Below are 18,264 nucleotides of genomic sequence, written 5' to 3' on the forward strand. Positions count from 1 at the left end.
CTCTAAAAACTGATTTACCAAGCGTCGAATTGATGTACTAAAAAATGTACTAAAAATTCGTGGATATTGATGTACCAGAATAGACTTTACTGGAACTAAAAAAGAGGCCGAAGCCTCTTTCTTTGGTTTCTACATACTTCAATGGAAGTCTATAGAAAAATAATTGGAGCGGGAAACGAGATTCGCATCTGGCGTCCGACCCATTGAAATCTAAGGGGTTTCTTTTCTTGCCGAAGCAGGAAAAGACTTGATTCTGGACTTATCTTCGGGGGTGTATCAATAGCCACGAAATAGCAGAGCTATTCGAATAGTCAGTATCCGACGGTTTCAGGTCCCACAAATTTGACCTGACAGCCCACGACCGAAAATCCGGTGACTGTCAGATCAAGTCTGAGAGTACTCAGCTAATTGATGCCATCGAAATTGCTTAAGAGAGCCATACCTCCGAATATGGCCCCCCTCCCGTTACTGCCAGTTGCTGGCAATCACAGTATCCAACGCCTCTTTGTAATTGTTCGGCAGTGACGTTTGCCCCGCTGCCGGTGGTGCAAACGCGGCCATTGCTCCGACCAGTTGGTCGACCTGATTGTCCAGCAGGACTTTGCCATCGGCGGTTCGGAACTGTTCGACATGCTGAGCCTTTTGCGTACCAGCCTGATCCGAGGATGACCATTTGGAAATCGTCACCTTGTCTGCCGTGCCGATGATACTAACCTCTAGGTCCATGCCGTTTTTACGAAACCACAGCTGATCAGCGGAAATTCCGCTACCGAATTGCAGCACATCGGTATTCGCCGCAGAGTCAAAGTCATCAATGACGTCCTGGCCTCCGTTGCGATCAAATTGGTAAAGGTCGTTGCCCGCGCCGCCGCTCAGCCAGTCATTGCCCATCCCGCCATCCAGGCGGTTATTGCCCCCGTTGCCCGTTAGCTGATTATTCGCGGCGTTACCGGTGGCGTTGATGTTGGCAGTGCCCGTGAGAATCAGATTTTCCAGATCGGGAGACAAGGTAAAGGAGACAGAAGCCTTGACCGTGTCGATACCCTCACCTGACAGCTCCACAATGCGGTCCGCTCCCTCATCGACGATGTAGGTGTCGTTACCCTTTCCACCGACCATGACATCGGACCCAGCGCCACCGTCCAGGATATTGGCAAGTGCGTTGCCCACCAGTCGATTTGCCAATGCATTGCCCGTGCCGTTCGTGCCGGATTCCAGTACCAGCTCCTCGACTTCGTCAGGCAAGACGTAGCTGATGTAAGACTCTACGCGGTCGTAACCTCCGCCACTGACCTCTCGGACAATGTCACCTGCATCATCGACGATATAGGTATCGTCTCCGCTGCGTCCTTCCAGAATCCCTTTCCCATCCCATCCTGCAAGCGTATTGCCGCCAGCGTTGCCCACCAGCGTCCCGTCGCCATCGCGAAAGATGTAGGGGTCGCTATAGGCGCGTTCGGCGAAGATAAAACTGTCCGCGCTCAGCTGATCCGCTGTGACCCCTTTAAGAGTGATGTATGAATTATCTTCTCCCACGGGGCCCAGCCAGACCCGGAGGTATTGCTGTCCGTTTACCATCAGGTCGCTGAAATTCAGCTCCGCAAACGAGCGTAAAGAACTAAACTCTGACAAATCGATTTTTTCGCTGGGGTTCGTAACTTCGAAGTCTTCGATCAGGCCGCCCACCAGCCCGTCCGTGGAGGAATCGTCGACGATGAATCGATCGCTACCCGCGCCACCAGCTACAGCCGCTCCAGTCAGTACAACCCCCTCCACGGTGATTAGTGGCAGTTCGAAGTCCAGTTCACCGGTGTAGTTGTCTCCCCGATCACCTTCGATATACAGCGTGTCGTTTCCTGCACCACCGTTGAGATAATCCATCCCATTGTTGCCCCACAAGACGTCATCACCAGCGCCGCCGTAAACAACATCGTGGCCTGCTCCCCCAAACAGCCTGTCTGCACTGCCAACTGCCGTGTCACTCAAGTCGTTCTCGCCCCTGAGGACGTCATTTCCCTCTCCTCCGTAAAGTGTATCGGTGCCCAAAGTGCCCGCCACGCGTTCGCCGGTGGCGTTTGCCCAATAGATAATTCCGAGGTCAAACTCTGGAAGTACCGTATCACTGCCACCCAGCACCGGTTGTGGTACGGCGACCAGTTCGCCAGTGAGTTCGCGGTCAATCAGCGGCTTCAATGGGGTCGGGTTCGTGACAGTCATGTGCAGCTCCTTGCCTGCAATGATGCCGCCTGTAGCGGGAACCGAGGAAGTGCCACCGGAACCGCTGCCAAAAATAAAGTTACCAGGCGACAGTTGAGACGAAGTCACGCCCTTGAGGGTAATAAACGAAGCACCTGTTCCCCCCAGCATCACGCGCAAATAATGTTGGCCGTTTACGGTCAATTCGCTGAATGCAAGATCTGCCATCGAGCCCACGGAATTAATCTGCGAAAGGTCGATTTTTTCGTTGGGATTGGAAAACTCAAAATCCTCAATCAGATTACCTAACAGATCGATGGGAAGCCCTGAGGTCTTTTCGACGACAAAACGATCATTCCCAGCGCCGCCCGCGACGGCAGCCCCGGTCAGTCGGGCTCCGTCCCAAGTGATGATAGGCGAGGTCCAGCCGCCCAGCTCGAAACTGCCCTGATCGCCTTCCAGATAGATGACGTCATCCCCCGCGTCACCGCTGACATAGTCCTGGCCCAAGCCTCCGCGCAGTACATCGTTGCCCGCACCGCCGCGAACTACATCATTACCGGCACCGCCTTCGATGAAATCGTTGGAGCCTCGCGTACCGCCGGTTGTATTGTCGCCAACCAACACGTCGGCACCACTGCCGCCACGAATGATATCGGCGCCAGTGCCGCCAAACACCCGCTGCCCACCTGAGAGGGCGGAATAGTCTTCACCCTGGACAGAATCAGCCAGACGTATTTCACGACTATTGACGCCGAAGCCATAAGCGCCGTACTTGGTGAGTTCGGCCAAGCTCATTGCGGTATCCAGGATCAAGAAATCTTCGGCGTTCACTTGCGCTGCGTCGACATTCTTCAGCCGAATAGACTGCACACCAGACAAGCTGATCACCGCATCCGCGCCTTGTTGAGTGGTATTGATCAGCCCGTGACCGAAGTCAGAGAAGCCAGACAGCACCAGTTTATCGGTGCCAACCATGAAATCAGTGATGGTCTGGATGGAACCGTTGGCGCGCTCGATCACGAAATAATCGAGATCGGCCCCGCCTGCCAGGGTATTGTTCCCCTTCCCACCCAAAAGTAAATCGCGGCCGGCGCCGCCATACAGCACATCATCGCCACTGCCGCCGACCAACATGTTGCTGGCGTTATTGCCATGAAGTTCATCGGCAAACTCACCACCGATGGCGTTCTCGATCTGCTCGGGGTTCTGAATGGTCAGGTGCGTGCCGGCGAGAGTCGCTTCGCCTTTCGACAGGTTGATATAGCTTTTCTGACCTATCGCTGCTGCGTTGATCGTATCTTTACCGCCATTGGTGTCGTTGAGCGTTCCACGGGTGCCGGATACCCCCAACTGCGCATACTCGTCCGTATAGACATATTGATCATCGTGCGTGTCGATAGCCCCCCACACATTCATGCTCCAGCTGTTTAGGGTACCGGTCGCCCCGGTCACGCTGTCTATGACTTTCAGCGTCCATTCACCCTGTACGGCCTCACCACGCAACAACGCGGTAGAGAAAACATAGTCCAACGTTTTTTCACCGGAAAAATCAGCGTCCCCACGATCATTCGCAGCGCTACCCGGCGCCTTGCCCGGACGATTCATCAGGATCGATTCAGTACCCGATGGCGAGATGAGCTTGAGGATCAGGTCACCCGGATTGTCGTGGGTGAGGTTGACTTTGATTTCAACATGTTCCGCCGAGATGGCCACGTTCCCCAGCGTCAACGAATGGCTTATCCCGGCTTGCTGGCCATCGGTAATTGCCAGATTGAGTACGCCAGACTCCAAAGGCTTGTACAGGCTGAACTCATTGGTCAGTACCTGCTGGGTATGCCAGGTTTCCGCCAGGCGCACGGCAGCGCGGGCATCGACCTCGCCGTAACCGTAGTCATGGCTGACGTGCATACCACCGCCGTTCCATTTCTGGCTACCATTGTCCTGCCAGACGGTTCCCGCATCCGCCACCTTGCGTGCTGACAGCGCAAGGATCTGCTGTACGTCGCGGTAGCCCAGCTCCGGGTTGGCTTCGAGCATCAGTGCGACAATGCCCGACACGATAGGTGCGGCAAAGCTGGTGCCTTGGGACACTCCGTTATCACTACCAAACGTGGAGCCGTTATCGTTCTGCACCAAGCGCGAGGTAGACGTTACGTTGGAGCCTGGTGCGCTAACCAGGATACTGGCGCCAGGGTTGGAGAAGGGCTTGCCCCCCGCCTGCAACGCACCCAGATCGGAGGTGGCGTTGATAGCGCCCACCACGATGCTGCTGCGGGTGTTGCTGGGATTGGAATAATTGGTGTTGCCACCCTTGTCACGATCATTACCACCCGCGGTCACAATGACGGTGCCCAAGCCATCGCGCCCCAGCCCAATGGCCTCACGGTACGCTGCGGGCATCTCCCCTAATGTGGCCGGCGAGAACCTCAAATCAAAGTGTGACTCACTGCCCCAGCTGTGGTTCACCACATCATATTCACGCATGCGTGACATGTTGCTGAAGTCGTCTTTATTGATCCAATAACCGGCAACGGTGGCATCGTATGCTACCCCTACACTGCCCTCGCCGTTGCGCGCGGCGACCATCACACCCGCGACCAATGTGGCATGCTCGCTGAACTTGCCCTCGCTGCCTTCTCCCGCCAGTTGTCCCGGCGTTGCATTGGCCAACCAGTCTTCGTCGATATTGTCTTTCAAGTCGGCATGACGATAGTCGAGCACTTCCTTGGTGGTTCCAAACGGACTGTTGGTCTCGATCTGGGCGATCTTGACGCCTCTGCCCGTGTAGTCCTTCCAGACCGGCAGGATGTTCGCCTGGGAGAGATACCATTGATCGGTAACCAACGGATCACTGGGCAGGTCCGCCGTCCTGAGGTAGACAGCGGCGCGCATAGTCGCGCTTTCGCCCGTGGCCATGTCGACAATGTCGCTAGCCTCATTACCTTTGGCATCGGCCACGGTGTACTTGAAGCCCATGATCCCGGTAAACGTAGCATCAGGAGTAAAAAGCACATCGCCGGCCTGGGTGAGGCTCGCAGTCCCGCCCACCACATCGAACAGGCCGGTGATGTGCAAGGTGTCGTGTTGCCAGTCCAGGTCGTTGCGCAGCAATTGCTCTTGACCGATCAGGTGCGCCCGCGTGCGATCAAAACTGGCACCGGCCTTATTCTGGCTCAGCACATCCTTGACCAACAAAGGATTTTCCATGCCCGCGCTGGTGTCTGTCGGAATCTCCACCAGCTTGAGATTTTTGAAACTGGCCTTCTCGACGCTCTTCAGGAAGTCGGTCCCGTCGCGTCCTGTAACGGTATCGCTGATCCAAACGCCGTCTGCAGCACGGGTAATCCGATAGTCGGCGAAGTCGCCGGACAGCTCGAGGACATCGGTACCCTCGCCACCGTCGATTCGATCATCACCGGCACCGCCTAACAGAATGTCGTCACCGACTCCGCCGCTCAGATTGTCATCGTCCTGGCCGCCATCGATCAAGTCATTCCCAGACCCGCCGTCAATCCGATCAGCGCCGCGATGACCACGCAACACATCGTTGCCTGCACCACCAAACAAAGTGTCATCGCCGTTCTCGCCGGAGAGCGCATCGTTGGCAGAACCGCCAACCAGCACGTCGTCACCATCACCACCACGCATGTAGACGGTGCTGTTGCCGCCGCCAATGAATGCATCATCGCCACGACCGCCCTGAGCGATTTCTATGCTGGCGTCAGCCAAGTTGAGGCTGACACCCTTTTCGCCAATGACTTGGACAATATCAGTGCCGTCGCCACCATGGACGTTAGTCGACAGATCATCGCCGTCGACCAGCAGCACATCGTCGCCTGCACCGCCATAGAAGGTATCGCTGCCCTGACCGCCGGCCAGCCAGTTGGTCTGGGCATCGCCTTGGAGCACATCGTTGCCCAACCCGCCTGTCGCGTTGGCGACACCTTTTTGCGCCACGTCGATGGTTTCACCCGTGGTCGAAGACGACACATACCCTTTGACGGCCGCGACTTGGCCCGAACCCTGAGTCGATACGACCGTGCCGGCCGCGGTAGAGGTAAACGTATGTCCGTTGGGGTTGGCCAGGAAGTTGGCTGCAATGGCTTCCCTCGTCAGGCCATTCTGCACGAAAGTGCCGTGGGCCAGCACTTCGTTGCCATCCCTGACTTCGCCACTTTGAGCTTGGTTATCCAGGTTGATCCGGGTGATCCCCAGGTCGCTGAAGGACTTGAGTTCGCTTGCTTCGCCGGCGTCGAGTGAGCCGTTGCCATTTATGTCATTCCAGCTCTTACCGTCGTGATTGCCATCGACCCAGACCTTCACGCTTGACCAGGACGAGTCCCGTACATCGAATACACCATCGGCATTGCTATCGAGGCTGGCCAATGCGGCAAAACCGTTGGCGAAGCGCTTCTGTCCGGCTTCACCGTTGGTGCCCGCCTTGCCGCCGAAGTATTCGGACAGGGTCTCGCTGATGTTATCGATCTTACCGTTGGCATTGGCATCAAGGACCACAATGCCGTCCTCTGGGTTAACCCAGCCGGTTTCTTCGAGGCTGCCCCCGTCATTATCGGCGTCGAAAAACACCGGCGCGCTCAGGTAATCCGTCAAGCGCACACCGTCGCCGTTCAAGTCCAGCAGCAATGGATCGGTCGGAAGTGTCAAACGCGCACGCGCGTCACCGGAGTTCAACAGTGCCGCCAAGGTGCTGCCGTAGGTCAGGCTTTGGCTGGCGTTGCGCAAGCTGAAATCGAATACATCCTTAGCGGTATTGACGTTGCCTGGGCGGTAACCGTCCGCCAGTATCTGGGTAGCGGCGGCGGTAAAGGTATTGTTGACCCAGTTACCCTGATATTGATTCAGGTTGAGCTTGTTGGGGTCGTAGTTCAGGTTCCAGCCGCCTCCACTGGTGACTAGGCCGTTGGTGACTTGCGCGGCGGCAACGTCATGATCTGTCGCGCTCTTGCGTATAATTTCACCAGAACTATTGACATGCAGATCAAAGGCACTCGCGCTGGCGGGAATGCCAAAGAAAAATTCGTCCATACGACTGGCCATCGCGCTTTCTACAGCTGAACGCGCGGCTGGGCTGGAAAAATTCGATCCGGGAATCGTGGACGAGTCGAAATCAAATGATGCAACAGTGTCATCGATAAACTTCGTGACGTTACCCAGCGCGTCATACCATGCGTTCAGCGAGGGCGACTGGCCATATTCGCGATCACGTGACTCCTTGGTGCTTTTACTGAATAAGGCCAGTGCATATAGAAGCCCGCCCAACGCCACGTCATTGTCTTTACCCTCTCCGGTAAATTCCAGAACGTATTGAAGGCCGCTGATGCCTTTATCCACTGTCTTGTCCTGGACCCCCGTGATGCCTGGAATTTTCAGCAACTTGAAGGCTTCCAGAATATGAACATCCGTTTCGGTGCTGGAACCGTTGTATTTGTCATCGAATATGTAGGCGATCAACCCCATGGATGTGGTCAAGTCGACCAAGGTGTTGTAGCGTGAAACCTTATCCGCAACTCCCGTCGCTTCCAGCGCTTTGTTCAACTGGTCCTTAGTCTTGCTCAACTCATCCAGTGCTTCTGGAAGCGTTTGCGCCGCTCCACTTGCTGCCTGCTGTGCACCTTGTGCCATTTAAAGCTCCTTCTTACTTGATGATTGCGTAAACGCCCGGACGGGATAACAAATACAACCACGCCGCCGACCTTTTTCCTTGAGCCGCCCTGACCAGCAGCGCCATGTGCGCCAGATAACCTCTAGCCATCGATGGGTGCGCTGCAAAATAACGATGACACTCAGGGGTTCTTAACGAGAAAACCAGTCCGCCTGATGCTTCAATTTTTTCCAATTGCTGTTCGGCAAAACGCTTTGCATCCGCCATCGGCAACGTAGAGAGATACTCGTTATTCTTGATAACCACGGATGTTTCATATTTGGCTGGGCAAGGCTGCGCTTGCAGAACGTTGTAACGTGCATACTGCTCAACGGTATTTCTCGCGGCCTGCACATCAGCGGTATTGATCATCAGAAAATTGGCGACGGTCAAACTGGTGGTCACGCACGCGTCGTTCATGTCCTGGCAAAGGTTCAACGCTCGGATGCGGTTGTACATCTGTTCATCTGGCGACAGGTACAGCGACTTTATGTAAAGCGCATCGCTTTCCGACAAGGAAGCCTCTGACGCACGCAGGTTTTCTGCACCGCCGACGAGTTCGACAACCCAATGCACTTTTTGCGACTCGGAAATCAGCCAGAAGCGGCAACCCATCAGTACGGCCACTAGCGTGCAAAACGCCGTGAGCCAGTATATTTTTTTCGTCCCGTGCACATCACACTCCAGCAAATAGAACGTTCAACCACTGAATGCCTATCGTCTATGCCGATAGCGCGTTCCATACCAGCCCAACGATAAGAAAAAAGCCATGCGCTGCGACGGAAATCGCCGAGGTCCAGACTGCCACTTTTTTAAAGCCGTCGTTTTTGGCCAGATATCCGCCGACCATCAGGAGTGCCCCTAACCAACCCAACTGGGAAAACGCAAGAAAGTCGAGCGCCACCACCGACCAATGAACCCAAGGCCGGTCGCCATCCATGATGTAAACGATGTAGCAATAAAGCGTGACAGGGACGCTGCAACCCCAGACAAACAGAGGGCCGGCGAAGCGCTTGTTCATCTTTATCAAACATATGAACAATGCTATCCAACACGGAAAAATCACGACGTCGTACAGTCCGTATAAGAACGCTTTAATTTCGCTCATTGAGTTTCCCTTGTGGACGTTTGTTTTTACCGCTCTCGTAGACTTTCATCGGCGTACTGCTGCAGCGGACTTAGGAAGTAATCGATGACTTTGCGTCGATCGGTCTTGATTTCTACTGTGACAGCCATCCCAGGAGACAACGGCACTCGTTGGCCTCTGACTTGAATAGAATCAGTCAGCAGGCGGACCCGGCTGCTGTAGATCGGCCCCAACTTTTCGTCTTCAATCGCGTCGTTGGACACGCTGATGACTTCACCCTCGACCGTTCCATATTTAGTGAAGGTGAAGGTTTCCACCTTGACTGTCACACTTTGTCCGGCGCGCACGAAGCCAACGTCCTTGTTTTCCAGCATGGCCTCGACTTCGACAGGCTGATCACTCGGCACCACGACCATTAGGGGCTGTGCGGCCGTGACCACCCCGCCGACAGTATGAATAGCCAACTGCTGAACCGTACCGTCGACGGGGGCGGTGAGGCTCATCAAATGATCGCGCTGTTCAGCTTTGCGCAGCTCTTGGGTAAGCGATGCGGCTTTCTGTTCGGATTGCTGTTGCAGATCGAGCATCGCACGACGGGTTTGAGCCAGGATGCTCTGACGGCGCCGTTCGGCTTCCTTGCGGCTGGCATTGAGTTCGATCACACGTGCCTGCTGCACGGCCATATCGCGATTTTGGTCCAGCAGCGCCTGTTGCTTCTCCAGGTAGGCGTGGCGTGGGACGTATTGCTGATCGAGCAACATTTTGTAGTCTTCAGCCAGGCGCCGCGTGATCGGAATTGACTGTTGTAAAGAACTGACAATGGCATTGGCTGATTGAATCTCGGCAGTACGCTGTTCGACTTCGGCATCGACTTGATCCAGGGAGCTGCGCATCTCCAGGTATTGCCCATTCAGCCAGCGTTGCGCTGCCAGGACCTGTTGCGGCTCGGCCTCCAGCATGTAGCCCGCCAGGGATCCTGGCTCCTTGCCGCTACGAATGGACTCAAGCATGGCGCTGGCACGCGCGCTATCAACCTGCGCGGCCAGCACGTCGCTTCTAAAACGTTTTACGTCAGCACCGGACGCACTAGTATCCAACTCCACCAGAACATCACCGGCCTTGACCGACTGACCGTCATAAACATGTATTGCCTTGACTACCGCCACTTCGCTCGGCTGTATGGTCTTGCTCTTGCCGCTGGCGACAACTTTTCCCCGTGCCGTCGCCACGACTTCGATTTCCCCAAGGCAGGCCCATGCCAACGCCAGCACCGCGAAGAACATGATGACCCATTGAATGTAACGCGGCGCCGGATGGCTGGGCTGGTCCTGCAAGGCCAATGCGGCCGGCAAAAACTGCACCTCATGAGCCAGGCGCGAAGGTGCATCAAGCTGTTTACGCTGGCGCCAGGCCCGGCGCCAGGCGAGCCGATACCGCTGCACCAGCTCATGTGTTGCTGAAGGTTCGCTCATGGGCACTATCCCTGCTGCAAACGGTGAAGGCGAGAGTAGTGCCCCGCTTGGTGAGTCAGGAGTTCGCTGTGAGTGCCCTGTTCGACGACCTGCCCGCGATCCATCACCACGATACGATGGGCATCGCGAACAGCGGACAACCGATGTGCAATGATGATCACGGTTCGTCCCTTGCAGATGGCCTGCATGTTGTGTTGGATGACGCGCTCCGACTCATAGTCCAATGCGCTGGTGGCCTCGTCGAATATCAGAATTCTGGGGTTCCCGATCAGCGCCCTTGCGATCGCCACGCGCTGACGCTGTCCGCCCGACAACGAAGCGCCATGTTCCCCAACGACCGTGTCATACCCTTCGGGCAGCTCCAGGATAAAATCGTGTGCACCCGCCATTTTTGCGGCCTGCATAACGGCCTCAAGCGGCGCACCGGGATCAGTCAACGCGATATTTTCTCGGACACTACGGTTGAACAGCATGTTGTCCTGAAGGACCACACCGATCTGTCGACGTAACGAAGAGACATCGGCGAGGGCCAAATCCATGCCGTCCACCATTACACGCCCTCGCTCCGGAACATATAGACGCTGTAACAGGCGCGTAAGGGTGCTTTTGCCCGAGCCGGAGCGCCCCACGACGCCGATAACCTCTCCAGCCCCGATGACTAGACTGACGCTGCGCAGGACTTCTGAACCGTCCGGACGATAGCGGAAGTGCACTTGGTCAAACTCGACGCGGCCCTTGAGGGCCGGCAACGCGCTCCTAGTCGCCTGGGACAATTCAGTACGCGTGTTGAGAATGTCGCCAAGGCGTTGGACAGAAACACCGGTCTGCTGGAAATTGGTCCACAACTGAGCCAGGCGCATGATCGGTTGCGCCACACGCCCCGCCAGCATATTGAATGCGATCAACTGACCCACCGAAAGTTGACCGTCGATCACCAATCGCGCGCCCAGCCATAGCGTTGCGACGGTGACGAGTTTGCCAATCAGAGAAACACTTTCGTTGGCAATGGTCGACAGGGTTTGCGTCTTGAAACTCGCGCTGACATAGGCCGCCAACTGGTTATCCCATCTGCGCGTTATCTGCGGTTCAACGGCCATGGATTTGAGCGTGTCGATACCGTTGACCGTCTCGACCAGGAACGCCTGGTTTTCAGCGCCACGTACAAAACTTTCATTCAGCCGGGCGCGTAACATTGGGGTGATCAGCAGCGAAACCACGATATACAGAGGCAAGGACAGCAGCACCACCAGGGTCAGCCAGCCGCTGTAGAAAAACATCACCGCGATAAACACCACAGAAAACAAGACATCCAGCACCAGCGTAATAGTGTTGCCGGTCAGGAAGCTGCGGATATTTTCAAGCTCACGGACCCGCGCGACCGAATCCCCCACCCTGCGCGCCTGGAAATACGAAAGCGGCAGCGTCACCAAGTGCCGAAACAATTTCGAGCCCAGCTCGACATCAATGCGACTGGCGGTGTGGGCAAATACGTAGCTGCGCAATCCACTCAAAACCGTCTCGAACAGCATAATGCCCAACAGGCCGATGGCGATCACATCCAGCGTCGTAAGGCCGTGATGAACCAGCACCTTGTCCATCACCACCTGAAAGAACAAGGGCGTCAGCAACGAAAATATCTGCAGGACAAAAGACACTAGCAACACTTCGCCGAGCAGTTTTCGATACTTGACGATGGCCGGGATAAACCATGTGAAGTCGAACTTGGATAGCTCAGCGGCCACTGAGGATTGGGAGCGTAACAACACCAATTCGCCCCCCCAACGTGATCGAAGTTGCTGCGAGTTGATCAATTCCGGCCGTTGGGATTTTGGATCGTGAATCAGGATGTTGTTTTGATCAAGACGGGCAATGATAAAAAAGCTGCCATCGTTTGCACACGCGATGGCGGGCAATGGTGTTCTATCCAGCCGCTCGAAAGTAGTGCGAACCGCCTTGGCCTTCAGGTCCAATTGGCGGGCAGCCATAAGTATCTCAGCCTTTGCGAACAGCTGTTCGTCTTCGACATACTCGTGGGAAAGCTGTTCCGGAGAAACCGCAACGTTATGAAAGCGCGCCAGCATGGCGAGACACGCCAGCCCCGTATCAAGCACGGCTGTCTGGTTAGCCGGCTCTGTCCCTTGTTGTTGCATAAGCGCTTCCGTGCAATGGCATTAATGAGCTGAGTTGAATGACGTTATGGACGTCTAAGATCCACCTGACGCTGAGGCTTGTATCAGTTCGGGAGGAAGAAAATCACGTTGCGGCTCATAGTCCGCTTTCAGGTAACCGGCCAGTTCCAGGAGGTCCTCAGCACGCAAGGTGCCTGCGACCCCTTTCAATCGCAGATTATTGAGAATGTAGTCATACCGCGCGTTGTTGTAATCGCGTACCGCCTTGAACAACTGACGCTGAGCATTGAGGACATCGACCGTATTGCGCGTTCCGACATCGGCACCGACTTTAGACGCTTTGAGCGAACGCTGGCTGGAGATGATGGTTTGTTTGCGAGCTTTGATCTGCTCAATGTCGGAGTTGACCGCACGGAAAAAGTTACGTGCATCGAGCACGACCTCTCGACGCTGACTTTCCCTCAGTTCCTCGCTTTGTGTCAGCCGGTCATACGCCTCACGTGACTGCGAATGGGTGCGACCACCACTGAAAATGGGAAGCGTCATTTCCAGCGCTACACTGCTTTGAGCGACTTGGCTGCGATAACCATCCAGACCAAAATCACTGGGATTGCTGTAGCCAAAGCTATCGTTGTCTCCGCGGCGATACGAGGCGACAGCGTCCACGGTGGGCGCATGTCCTGCTTTGCGCTGGTTCAGGCTTTGCTCCGCTGCCCGCACGGCATAGTTGCTCGCCAATAGCGTCAAGTTTTGTCCAACCGCTGCGTCGACCCAAGATTGGGTGTCATTGGGCACCGGTGCAGACACTGGCAGTTGATGCCGCATCCCCTCGATGCTCGCGTAGTTCATATTGGTCAGGCGGATCAACTGCTCAAAAGCATCGTCTACTTTTCGCCGGGCCAATTTGCGATTGGCAAAAGCGTTGTCGTAAGCCGACTCGGCATCCAGGACATCCGTAATACTCGCCAGCCCACCCTTTAGTCGCGCTTGCGCTTGATCAAGCTGCTGCTTGAGCGCGACCTCTTCCGCGACAGAAGCCGCCTGTTCGTCGGTCGCGCGCAGTGTTTCAAAATAGGCTTCAGCCGTTTTGAGAATAAGCTCTTGCTCTTTGGCGGACAGCTCCAGCGCCGCCTGTGCGGTACTCGCCTCCGCTGCTTTGAGCTCAAACCAAAAAGCTGCATTGAATACTGGCTGTTTAAGGTTGGCCTGCACAGTAGTTCCACTGCGCTCACGCAGCAGCTCAGGCTGGGCACGATTTAAGCGAGTGGACTCCACCGTAGTGCCAGCAGTAATGACGGGTAACAGATTGGCTCGGGCTTGCGGCACCGACTCCTGCCGGGCGGCAAAGTCAGCGCGGGCGGCGGCAAGGTCTGAATCATGCAAGACAGCCTGGCGATAAACGCCCATCAAGTCAGCTCGCCCTTCCATGGGCGCAGCCTGCAAAAAGAAAGGTAGCAAGCAGGCGAGAAGAAACACGCCTCGGGTACGGTACATAAACAAATCCTTTTGACGACACCGACAGTAGTCCTACAAAAGATCACCGTCCCAATCCAGGGCGCACAAAATATATGGAGCTTACGTTTAGTGCAACAATATCAAAGGTTTCTTTGTTGACTTGACTTGACCTGCCTGCCCACATCTCCGCCCGCCTGGGCGAGAGCAGTGCAACGACCTGACCGAAAAAGGAACAGCCAAGCTTCATAAATCGAGCTTACAGGGAGACTCTGGCAATTGAAGCGGCTCTGGGGTTTTGATGGGGGTATACCGAGCACGATGGACACAAAGAGATGCCGAAAGCTGAGGTAGCTGATGGCACTAAGGCTCAGCCTTAACCCTTCCTCCAAATCGATAGTCCCCGCTCTTCTCTTTAGGTCGCTCCAAATCCCTTGCCTCCTCCCGGGACTTGGTCAGCATGATGAGAAGGTGACAGCGCTCCTCCAGATAACGTTGCCGGCCGATTTCGATCTGCAAGTCATAACCCAAAATTGGCGGTGAAAAGTAAAGGTGCTTAGCGAGGATTGATCGCCTTTGATCCACGAACGAAGCCTGTCCAACGTAGGCGCCTTAACCCCAATCGAACTCCAACCTTTAAGGGTGTAAAGCTTTATTTCAGCGCTGCCTTCAGGTGTAGGCTCGACAGTGATGATCGCCAAACTGAGCCTCACGCCTTGGGCGACCATACGCTGGGTGATCTGCCCGCTACCGAGTTCTGAATCGAACTCGCTTTCTGTGGTGACCGGAGTCCCAGCGGCGAGTGCTCCAAACAAATTCGACTTGCCTGACGGATGTTGCGGTAAGCAGATTGGGCAGTAACGTTTGTCTGGATCGAGCCATCGTAACTGTCCGAATCAGACATGAGATTGACGGTCTGGCCCACGGTCAGCAGCGCTTCCGCGCGCCGCACGAGGAAGCGATGCTCCATGCCTGATATCCTTCCCATCAGGAATCCAAACCAGCACTTCAAGGACGTCAATGAATCCGCAAAACATCGTGCGCTATTGGCACGCCGTCGAGCTACTGCAACCTCAGGCGGTTCCCAAGCTGAAGAAGCGCGACAGCAACTATCAGCCCTATTTCCAAGACATCCCCGCCTCAGCCCAGATTCTGCCATGGATGCCAGCCAACCCCCTGAGCAGGCGGCCCCTGCCCGACAAACGAGCATGGAGCCACACGCTCTACGCACACATCTACGACAATCTGGATGTATCCCGCCAGTTGGAGGCGCTCTATGGCGCAGACCAAGGCTACAAGGAGCCGCAGCGTCGACAGTCAGCCCTGTTCGCATTGAAATTCAACGGCCAGGGCATGATGGTGATCGACAGCCTGGTGCTGTCTAGCGAGGCGTGGTTTGTCGGCTGCGCCATCAACCATAAGGATTGGACTCGAGGCTTCGACGAAACCCAGGAGTTCCTTCGCGAACAGGCCAACAGCCTGCTTGGGGGCGTGGTCATGGCTGCCGACCTGGCAAGCATGACCGAGCTTATCCGCCAGACCCTTGGGCTCGATGCGTTGTTCGGCGACAAGCCGCGCATGCATCGCTTCCGCTCGGCGCCGATCAATCCGGACAAGCCCGAACAGGAAGACGATCCGCTCAACAGTTTCCTGCTCAGCGACTTGGCCGACGTGGCCGATGCCCTGGCCCACGGCAAGACCAGTGAACCGCTAGCCCGCTATCTGAGCCTGCACGACTCCAGCCAGCGGCTGCATCTCGACCAGCCCCGCGCGGACCTTGCGCTAATCGATCGCCTCGCCCCCTCGCGCTACGCCGTCGGTTGCTGGCCTGCCGAACGGCACCTGGGCCTGGTGCACTCCCAGCAACTGGCGGTCAACAGTCTGCTGCAGACTTTGGGCAACGACACCGGCGTGATGGGCGTCAACGGCCCGCCAGGCACCGGGAAGACAACCCTGCTGCGCGACCTGATCGCCGCCGTGGTGACGCAGCGAGCCGATGTGTTGGCTTCGCTGAGCAAGGCCTCGGAGGCCTTCGTCCAGAATGGCCGCGAATCTGCCAACGATGGCGGACGCGAGCGCTATGCTTATCAACTTGACCCGCGCCTGTTCGGCTTCGAGATGGTGGTAGCCTCCTCCAACAACGGTGCCGTCGAGAACGTAACTCTCGAGTTACCCCAGCGCGACAAAATCGACCCGTCCTGGTTGCCCAATGCCGAATATTTCAGCGAGCTCGCCGGGCTTACCAGCGGCAAGCCTGCCTGGGGCCTGATCTCTGCAGCGTTGGGCAGCAAATCCAAGCGCACCCAGTTTGTCGAACGCTTCTTCTATGGCAAACGTCCTTCTAAAGCGACGAAGTCAGAAAACGAGCCTGCGCCTCTAGACCTGGAACCTCTCGACAGCCAAACCCCGGACGAAGACCTCTACACCGGTGAGCCCATGCTCGACAACCCGGAAGCAGACAACGAGCCGGCGCCCAAAGGCATGCGTGAGTGGCTGAACGAGCAGGCGCAGCAGATGAAGCTGCTCGCGCCCGCCGAAAAAGCTACCCTCTGGCGCGCCGCCGTCAAACAGTACCAAGCCGCCAAGGACGCCGAACAGGCGCTGCGTGCTCAGGTCAGCGACATCCTGGAACGGATCCAGGCCGTGATCAGTGCCAAGGCGCGGATCAGGCAGAAGGAACAGGAGCGTCAGATCCGTCTGACGCAGCGCCACAGCCTCGACGAGGAACAAACCACGCTTGAAACCCGGCAGCTCACGCCCGCCCGTGAGCAACTGCAGCGTGAACTCCAAGCCCTCGAAGCGCACCTTGTTCAAAAGCCCGCCCTGCTCGTCAACCTGTTCAGCCTATGGGGTGCTCATCGCACTTGGTCCGCCCGGCAACGCCTGCTCGACGGCGCCCATGCCCTGGCCCGTGAGGCCTTCGACAGCGTCCAACGCCAACTGCAGCGACTCAGCGCCCAGCTCAGCCAACTCAATCGACAATTGGCCACGGACGAACAGGAGATTAACGAAGCCATACGCCACGCCACCCTGCAAATCGACAAGGCTCGCAGCGTTGCCCAGGCCGGCCAGGCCGAACACCTGCTGATTTGGCTCACGCAAGGCCGGCTCGGCAGAGGCAGCGACATCGAACTGCTCGAACCCTGGATCCTCGAAGGCTGGCGCCAGGCTCGGTCAAAAGTGTTCATCGAAGCGCTCAAGCTACACCGTGCCTTCTTCCAGATCGAAGCCTCGCGCCTGGGCAATAACTTGGCCTTCATCACCAGCCTGCTGACTGGAAGCCGTTATCGTGGCGTGTCCCAAGCCGTGATGCGCTCGGCCTGGGCATCGCTGTTCATGGTGGTGCCGGTGCTCAGTAGCACCTTTGCCTCGTTCGCCCGCTCCTTCGGTAGCCTCGGTTGCGGCGAGATCGGCTGGTTGCTGGTGGACGAAGCTGGCCAGGCCACCCCGCAGGCTGCGGTGGGCGCGCTATGGCGCGCGCGCCGTGCCGTACTGGTCGGTGATCCGCTGCAATTGGAGCCCATCGTCACCGTCTCCGACGCCGTGCTTGAGCACATGCGCACCCGCTATCAGGTAGACGCCCACTGGCTGCCCAACCGTCAGTCCGCCCAAACCCTTGCCGACCATGCCACCCCTTGGGGTCGCATGGCCGGCCCACAAGGCCAAAAATGCTGGGTCGGCCTGCCGCTGGTGGTGCACCGGCGCTGCGACAAGCCAATGTTCGACCTGGCCAACCGCATCGCCTACGATGGCGCAATGGTCTACGGCACCATTGCCCCGTCCCCAGCTAAGGAGACGCCAGCCCGCCTACCCACCGGCTGGGTGCACGCGAGCGGTCGCTCCTCCGGCAATTGGATCGACAACGAAGGGCACGCCCTCGAACATCTGCTCGCGTTGCTAGATGCCGACGGCGTACCACCCGAAAGTATCGCCGTCATCACACCTTTTCAGGACGTGCGCAACCAGCTCAAGGACCGCCTCCCCGAGAAGATCGTACGAGGCACCATCCACACCATGCAGGGCAAGGAAGCCGCAGTCATCATCCTCGTCTTGGGCGGTAACAGCGAAAACGCCGGTGCTCGCAATTGGGTAGTTTCTCAACCCAACCTCCTCAACGTCGCCGCCACCCGAGCCAAGCGTCGGCTGTATGTGATCGGTGATCGCAATGACTGGAGGCAGCGTAATCTCTTCTGCAACGTCATGGACCTGCTGCCCGCCCATCCCCAGATGACTGCCGATACATCCGCATGACAAAAGGCCGCC

General features: G+C 56.8%; 8 protein-coding genes. 1 reads left to right on the plus strand and 7 read right to left on the minus strand.

Going from position 1 to position 18,264, the window contains the following annotated elements:
* Positions 1-465 precede the first annotated feature (465 nt).
* The 7 genes from AB4N80_RS23040 to AB4N80_RS23070 form a co-directional block, all read right to left on the minus strand.
* Complete coding sequence (locus AB4N80_RS23040) at positions 466-7,842, minus strand: S8 family serine peptidase (protein WP_309475921.1); 7,377 nt, start codon at positions 7,840-7,842, stop codon at positions 466-468.
* Between the two features lie 13 nt (positions 7,843-7,855).
* Positions 7,856-8,536 carry a hypothetical protein gene (locus tag AB4N80_RS23045; RefSeq protein ID WP_258637275.1) on the minus strand — a complete coding sequence of 227 codons (681 nt, stop codon included), beginning with the start codon at positions 8,534-8,536 and terminating at the stop codon, positions 7,856-7,858.
* A 46-nt stretch (positions 8,537-8,582) separates the two neighbouring features.
* A complete protein-coding gene (locus tag AB4N80_RS23050) occupies positions 8,583-8,969 on the minus strand; it encodes a hypothetical protein (RefSeq protein ID WP_258637273.1) in 387 nt (128 codons plus the stop codon).
* Between the two features lie 26 nt (positions 8,970-8,995).
* Positions 8,996-10,420 (minus strand): HlyD family type I secretion periplasmic adaptor subunit, encoded by a 1,425-nt coding sequence (locus AB4N80_RS23055; RefSeq protein ID WP_258637271.1) that lies wholly within the window; start codon positions 10,418-10,420, stop codon positions 8,996-8,998.
* Positions 10,421-10,425: 5 nt separating this feature from the next.
* Positions 10,426-12,570 carry a type I secretion system permease/ATPase gene (locus AB4N80_RS23060; protein ID WP_434563067.1) on the minus strand — a complete coding sequence of 715 codons (2,145 nt, stop codon included), beginning with the start codon at positions 12,568-12,570 and terminating at the stop codon, positions 10,426-10,428.
* 54 nt (positions 12,571-12,624) lie between these two features.
* Positions 12,625-14,043, minus strand: coding sequence for a TolC family outer membrane protein (locus tag AB4N80_RS23065; RefSeq protein ID WP_258637268.1), 1,419 nt, complete (start codon positions 14,041-14,043; stop codon positions 12,625-12,627).
* Between the two features lie 667 nt (positions 14,044-14,710).
* On the minus strand, positions 14,711-14,971 hold the full coding sequence (locus tag AB4N80_RS23070) for a hypothetical protein (protein WP_258637267.1): 261 nt from the start codon (positions 14,969-14,971) through the stop codon (positions 14,711-14,713).
* A 50-nt stretch (positions 14,972-15,021) separates the two neighbouring features.
* Between AB4N80_RS23070 and AB4N80_RS23075 the strand changes: the two genes are divergently transcribed.
* Complete coding sequence (locus AB4N80_RS23075) at positions 15,022-18,252, plus strand: AAA domain-containing protein (protein ID WP_258637264.1); 3,231 nt, start codon at positions 15,022-15,024, stop codon at positions 18,250-18,252.
* Positions 18,253-18,264: the final 12 nt, after the last annotated feature.

Source organism: Pseudomonas sp. H3_A02 (genome assembly GCF_054671965.1).